6 protein-coding genes and 3 pseudogenes are annotated in these 4,377 nt (G+C 46.9%); 4 read left to right on the top strand and 5 right to left on the bottom strand.

The window, feature by feature from the left end:
- Positions 1 to 20: 20 nt before the first annotated feature.
- The 3 pseudogenes from PTE_RS26630 to PTE_RS27335 all read right to left on the bottom strand — a co-directional run.
- Positions 21 to 185: pseudogene (locus PTE_RS26630) on the bottom strand (PAS domain-containing protein); the annotation flags it as partial.
- Between the two features lie 379 nt (positions 186 to 564).
- A pseudogene (locus PTE_RS26875) lies at positions 565 to 846 on the bottom strand (Tn3 family transposase); the annotation flags it as partial.
- Between the two features lie 18 nt (positions 847 to 864).
- Positions 865 to 936 (bottom strand): annotated as a pseudogene (locus PTE_RS27335) (toxin-antitoxin system HicB family antitoxin); the annotation flags it as partial.
- Positions 937 to 1,225: 289 nt separating this feature from the next.
- Between PTE_RS27335 and PTE_RS25830 the strand changes: the two are divergent.
- Positions 1,226 to 1,495: a hypothetical protein gene (locus PTE_RS25830; protein ID WP_081738258.1), complete on the top strand. Its 270-nt coding sequence runs from the start codon at positions 1,226 to 1,228 to the stop codon at positions 1,493 to 1,495.
- The gene (gene dinQ / locus PTE_RS27340; RefSeq protein ID WP_422615337.1) at positions 1,486 to 1,542 is read left to right on the top strand and encodes a damage-inducible type I toxin DinQ; all 57 of its coding nucleotides are present in this window, start codon (positions 1,486 to 1,488) and stop codon (positions 1,540 to 1,542) included. Before PTE_RS25830 ends, dinQ begins: the two co-directional genes overlap by 10 nt.
- A gap of 131 nt (positions 1,543 to 1,673) precedes the next feature.
- Here the strand turns inward: dinQ and PTE_RS17210 are convergent, their stop codons facing one another.
- Both PTE_RS17210 and PTE_RS17215 read right to left on the bottom strand, forming a co-directional pair.
- A complete protein-coding gene (locus tag PTE_RS17210) occupies positions 1,674 to 1,898 on the bottom strand; it encodes a plasmid pRiA4b ORF-3 family protein (protein WP_241826170.1) in 225 nt (74 codons plus the stop codon).
- A 699-nt stretch (positions 1,899 to 2,597) separates the two neighbouring features.
- Positions 2,598 to 3,158 carry a recombinase family protein gene (locus PTE_RS17215; protein ID WP_036849169.1) on the bottom strand — a complete coding sequence of 187 codons (561 nt, stop codon included), beginning with the start codon at positions 3,156 to 3,158 and terminating at the stop codon, positions 2,598 to 2,600.
- Positions 3,159 to 3,343: 185 nt separating this feature from the next.
- Here PTE_RS17215 and PTE_RS17220 point away from each other — a divergent pair, with 185 nt between their 5' ends.
- Both PTE_RS17220 and PTE_RS17225 read left to right on the top strand, forming a co-directional pair.
- A complete protein-coding gene (locus PTE_RS17220; RefSeq protein WP_036849172.1) occupies positions 3,344 to 3,595 on the top strand; it encodes an antitoxin in 252 nt (83 codons plus the stop codon).
- A complete protein-coding gene (locus PTE_RS17225) occupies positions 3,592 to 3,909 on the top strand; it encodes a type II toxin-antitoxin system RelE/ParE family toxin (RefSeq protein ID WP_036849173.1) in 318 nt (105 codons plus the stop codon). Before PTE_RS17220 ends, PTE_RS17225 begins: the two co-directional genes overlap by 4 nt.
- Positions 3,910 to 4,377: the final 468 nt, after the last annotated feature.

Raw genomic sequence — 4,377 nt, forward strand, 5'->3', positions numbered from 1 at the left:
GGGGGGTTCAGCTATGCAGCCGAGATATCGAAATCTTCTGGTAAATTGAGTAGTTGATAAAAAGCGGAATTGGCGTAGATAAACCTTGATTGGCGATCTTTAGCTCCCCAAGGCTCACTACTTCTTTCCCACGTATGAATTAATTGTGGGGTGATACTATTGGATTTGGTTTTTATATGTTGCATTTTGACTCGTGAATGATTCTCTCAGCCGTTATCCCCGAGGTCTGCCTGCGAGTTATACCTTATTTATACCTAAAATATCTTGGTCCCATAATAGAATATAATAACTCGCGCGTCAAAATACATATATTTATTAATTAAACCTTTTATTGTTTTATGTAGGGAATTTAATTGTGAGTAAATATAACAATTAATACTATTAAATATAAAAACATTTTAGAATGATTACTAAGTAATTAAATTAATGAATTAGATTATTAAGTCATTGGCAATTAAGTGACATATGTCAAGAATTTTCTGTCATGAGCTAAAGATGGAGCGAGCTATTGTTATGACAATGATTTGTAACAGGATGGACCAGCAGGAGCATGAGAACAGAAACTTACGGTTTTGCCCTTTCGGTAGGCTCTGTACCGTAAGGTTCCCCATCAACAAAATAAGTGCCATAGGGTAATACGTGTTTATAGGGTAGTAAAGATATATGGGCTAATACATCATCATCTATAACTTCACCATTTTCACGTAACCCTTTAACAATGTTGCTTATTCTTGATGTGTTCCAGTACAGGATTGCATTGGATACCAGACTCAGGGCGCTGGCCTTATTCATGATCTCTTCGTAATCACCAGTCGTGAATTCGCCCTGGTTTGCAAAAAAAATCCATATTGTTGCCGCAGTCAGGCGAGCTTCCAGCCAACCAGGATAACGAAGCGTAAAAGATTTTAGCTTGTCCTCTTTCTTGAATGCGTTAATTCCCTTTTCCTCTCACGTTTCTATAGAAAGAACTAACTTATTGAAAATGTTAGCTACGTGGAAACGCCGGCGACGGCATTGAGCAGTTGGCCAGCTCACCCGCGTTGAGCGGTCGGAACAAAAAATTTGATGAACTACAGACATAAAAAAACCCGATTGGTTATTCGGGTTCTTTATGTTCCGGCGTTAAGTTGGTATCTCTGACCGGAGGGAGTCACTCTTCATCTAACGTCTTAATTATATCTCTTGAAGCATATTTTGCAACCAACATTCGGTTAATGGTGGATGTATGGCTACAAGCGGGTATAATCAGCAAGTTAGCGCTGTTTTGTGGCTCTCCTGCCCTTTATCCACTTCGTTGGGTATGAACGATTTTAAAGTCCTGACTGAACAAACAGGTGGTGCTGTGTTCGGTGCTCTGGCGGGAGGGAGTCATTCTTCATCTAACAATGAGAAAACCGTTGTGACAGGCAGTGTAAGAGTAAACAACGGTGTCTCCCTCCAGTTAATCTGGAGAAACGCATGGGAGCTTTTATTGATAAAGCAATCATGGTTCTGAAAGCGTTAATCGCGCTTCTGGAACTGATCCGAACCTTGTTCGCATGATGAAGTGACGGAAACGTAACTAAGGCCGGAGGTTAACCACCTTCGGCCTTTAATAAAAAATAAAATTGTAATGTACAATACAATATAGGGTTCCTGAACGGTCTAACAGGGGTCAGCTTGGAGATCGGAAATTATTGTACGTTTAGCGCATGACCTAAACGCAATTCCGCCAGAATAGGAAATGCCGTAATTTTTACCATAAATACGGAATTGATGCAGGTGATCATCCTGCCATCCCTGCGCGATCTAAATGATATAGTAAAAGCCGCTAAAGAAGTCTCGCCTGATAGCCGAAATCGGCGCCAGACCATAGGGCTGACACCGCGAAGAGCCACTTTAACGATATAGGCTTTCATGGTGAGCTGCCTGCTAAAAACCTGCCAATTCGTTCATCCTATCACCAGCTTAACGGAGTGCCCCAAGGTTTTTTATGCTCTCCATTATTCAAAAATCTGTCAGTTTGAAATCTATAACCTTTTTTAATCGGAAGTAAGTAGCGCGGGAAATCCCCGTTCTTTCCATGACAGTCTTAGCAGGTTGGTTCTGGCGGATAAGTTCCTGGGCTATTGCCGACTTCTTGTGTGGTTTTCGTCCAAATTTAACGCCCGATTGTCATTTTCAGAAGACAACTGCACGAAATGTCAGGAGTCGGCTGCACTGCTTGTCGGAACTATTTCTTTCGTGAACGTTCTATGTGCAGGACGGCGTCAAGCAATGGCAATGAATCGCAGGTGTCGGATGCGTAAACCGTGCGCGTCCCTGGGTCATAAGACACCATGACAAAAGGGACTGATGCGCGCGTTCCGTACTCCGCGGAGTTTGCCGCCTGGAGCGATACGCTCTGCATACCTCTCTCTTTTCAGTAAGTTGCTGGCTGATCTTCTTCCAGTCAAAGAGATAGTCGGGATACAACCGCCGCATGTCACGCTTGTCCTGCGGCGTAAGCGTATAGTTCCGAATACGCATGATGTTAGAATTGCTTCTGCCAACTTTGACCGTGAGATAGCAGAAGCCCTTTCTGGTCGTGACGAAGGCACTGCTTTGCTTGCGACTCATCATTGTTCACTCCCGTTTTGCAATGCGGCATACAGGGCTGTCTTACTGATTCTGAGCCGTGTAGCGGCCTCGCGGACGTTCAAACCTGTGGCAATATACTCACGCGCCTGCTGCAACTTGTCGGCAGTGACAACAGGCTTGCGCCCGCCCTTTCGCCCGCGAGCAGCAGCAGCGGTCAACCCGGCCCGGGTGCGCTCGCGGATCAGGTCACGCTCAAACTGGCTCAGCGCACCAAACACATGGAAAATGAGTAGCCCGCCTGGCGTGGTGGTGTCGATGTTCTCGGTCAACGACCGGAAGCCGACACCTCCCGACTCCAGCGCACTGATTGTCTCGATCAGGTGTGCCATCGAGCGACCGAGTCTGTCCAGCCGCCAGACGACCAGCACATCCCCGTCGCGCAGCCAGGCCAGCGCGGCAGTCAGTCCTGGGCGGTCGGTCCTGGCCCCGGAAACCGTGTCTTCAAAAATTCTCTCGCAACCCGCCTTGCGCAACGCATCCGTCTGCAAGGCGGTGTCCTGTTCCGCCGTCGATACCCGCGCATAGCCAATCAGTGCCATTTTGCCTCATTTGTCCGTCATTCCGTCCGCCTATCTTAATGTCCGACAAACCATTAAACAAGTATATTGTCGGACAGATTCCGGTCTGACCGTCAAACGTTCGTTTGATGGGCAGAGCGGTCTGATGGCTTTATTTATACATATGTGCTAATGTGGGTTTGTGTATTTTAAAGGAGATGCCCTCTATGAGCCGCCTGACAATCGACATAACAGACCAGCAGCACCAAAGCCTGAAAGCGCTGGCAGCCCTACAAGGTAAGACCATCAAACAATACGCTCTCGAACGTTTGTTCCCCGGCGATGCAGATGCTGATCAGGCATGGCAGGAACTGAAAACTCTGCTGGGAAACCGCATCAATAACGGGATTGCAGGGAAGGTGTCCACCAGGAGCATCGGAGAAATTCTTGACGAAGAACTCGGCGGGGATCGCGCTTGACGACCTACATCCTCACGGCGGAGGCTGAAGCAGATCTACGCAGCATCATCCGCTACACGCGCAAACAGTGGGGCACAGCGCAAGTACGCCGCTATATCACCAGGCTGGAACATGGTATTGCCTGCCTTGCCGTAGGGCGAGGTACTTTCAAGGATATGAGCGAACTCTTTCCTGAGTTACGGATGGCGCATTGTGAACATCACTATGTCTTCTGCCTGCCACGCGGGAGTGCGTCCGCACTGGTCGTGGCGATTTTTCATGAACGCATGGACCTCATGACACGACTGGCAGCGAGGATCAGCAGAGAGAGTTAACGATCACCAGCCGGAGGAAGAGATATCGTGCACCGGAGTTCTAGGCAACTTCGCCCCTTCATGACGTTTCGTGCACAGGACTGCTGACGAAACCTGTTCAGAAGTTGGCTGCACATCGGGCTGTCAGCCCTGTGAACTGGTGCAGTCGCCTTCTGAAAATGACACTTAACGTACCGTCCAATCATTTGTTTGTTAATATATTGGGGTTTGAGGAGCAACGGAACCATAAGTACTGATAAGTGGTTAAATAGAATGGCTAATATTCATAAAATCAAATAATTATGAGTTTTACATTACCTATTATGAATATACGTCCAAGATCCAAGATGAGTATAGTTAATTTGGCTATCGTAAAAGAGGTGGCTAAAAATGGCAATCGGCGATGTAAATTGGCTGGTTGATTTTTGGCTATTTAAAATGACCGCTTAACGGCGTTTACTGCTCCATTGCTCCGTGCGCTGTGAAAAA

It is taken from the genome of Photorhabdus khanii NC19, from assembly GCF_000517265.1.
Lineage (GTDB): Bacteria > Pseudomonadota > Gammaproteobacteria > Enterobacterales > Enterobacteriaceae > Photorhabdus > Photorhabdus khanii.

Excerpts from the sequence above, each read along its gene's own strand:
- PTE_RS17210 (WP_241826170.1), bottom strand. The coding sequence starts at position 1,898 with ATGAAAGCCTATATCGTTAAAGTGGCTCTTCGCGGTGTCAGCCCTATG.
- PTE_RS17220 (WP_036849172.1), top strand. The coding sequence starts at position 3,344 with ATGAGCCGCCTGACAATCGACATAACAGACCAGCAGCACCAAAGCCTG.
- PTE_RS25830 (WP_081738258.1), top strand. The coding sequence starts at position 1,226 with ATGGCTACAAGCGGGTATAATCAGCAAGTTAGCGCTGTTTTGTGGCTC.
- PTE_RS17215 (WP_036849169.1), bottom strand. The coding sequence starts at position 3,158 with ATGGCACTGATTGGCTATGCGCGGGTATCGACGGCGGAACAGGACACC.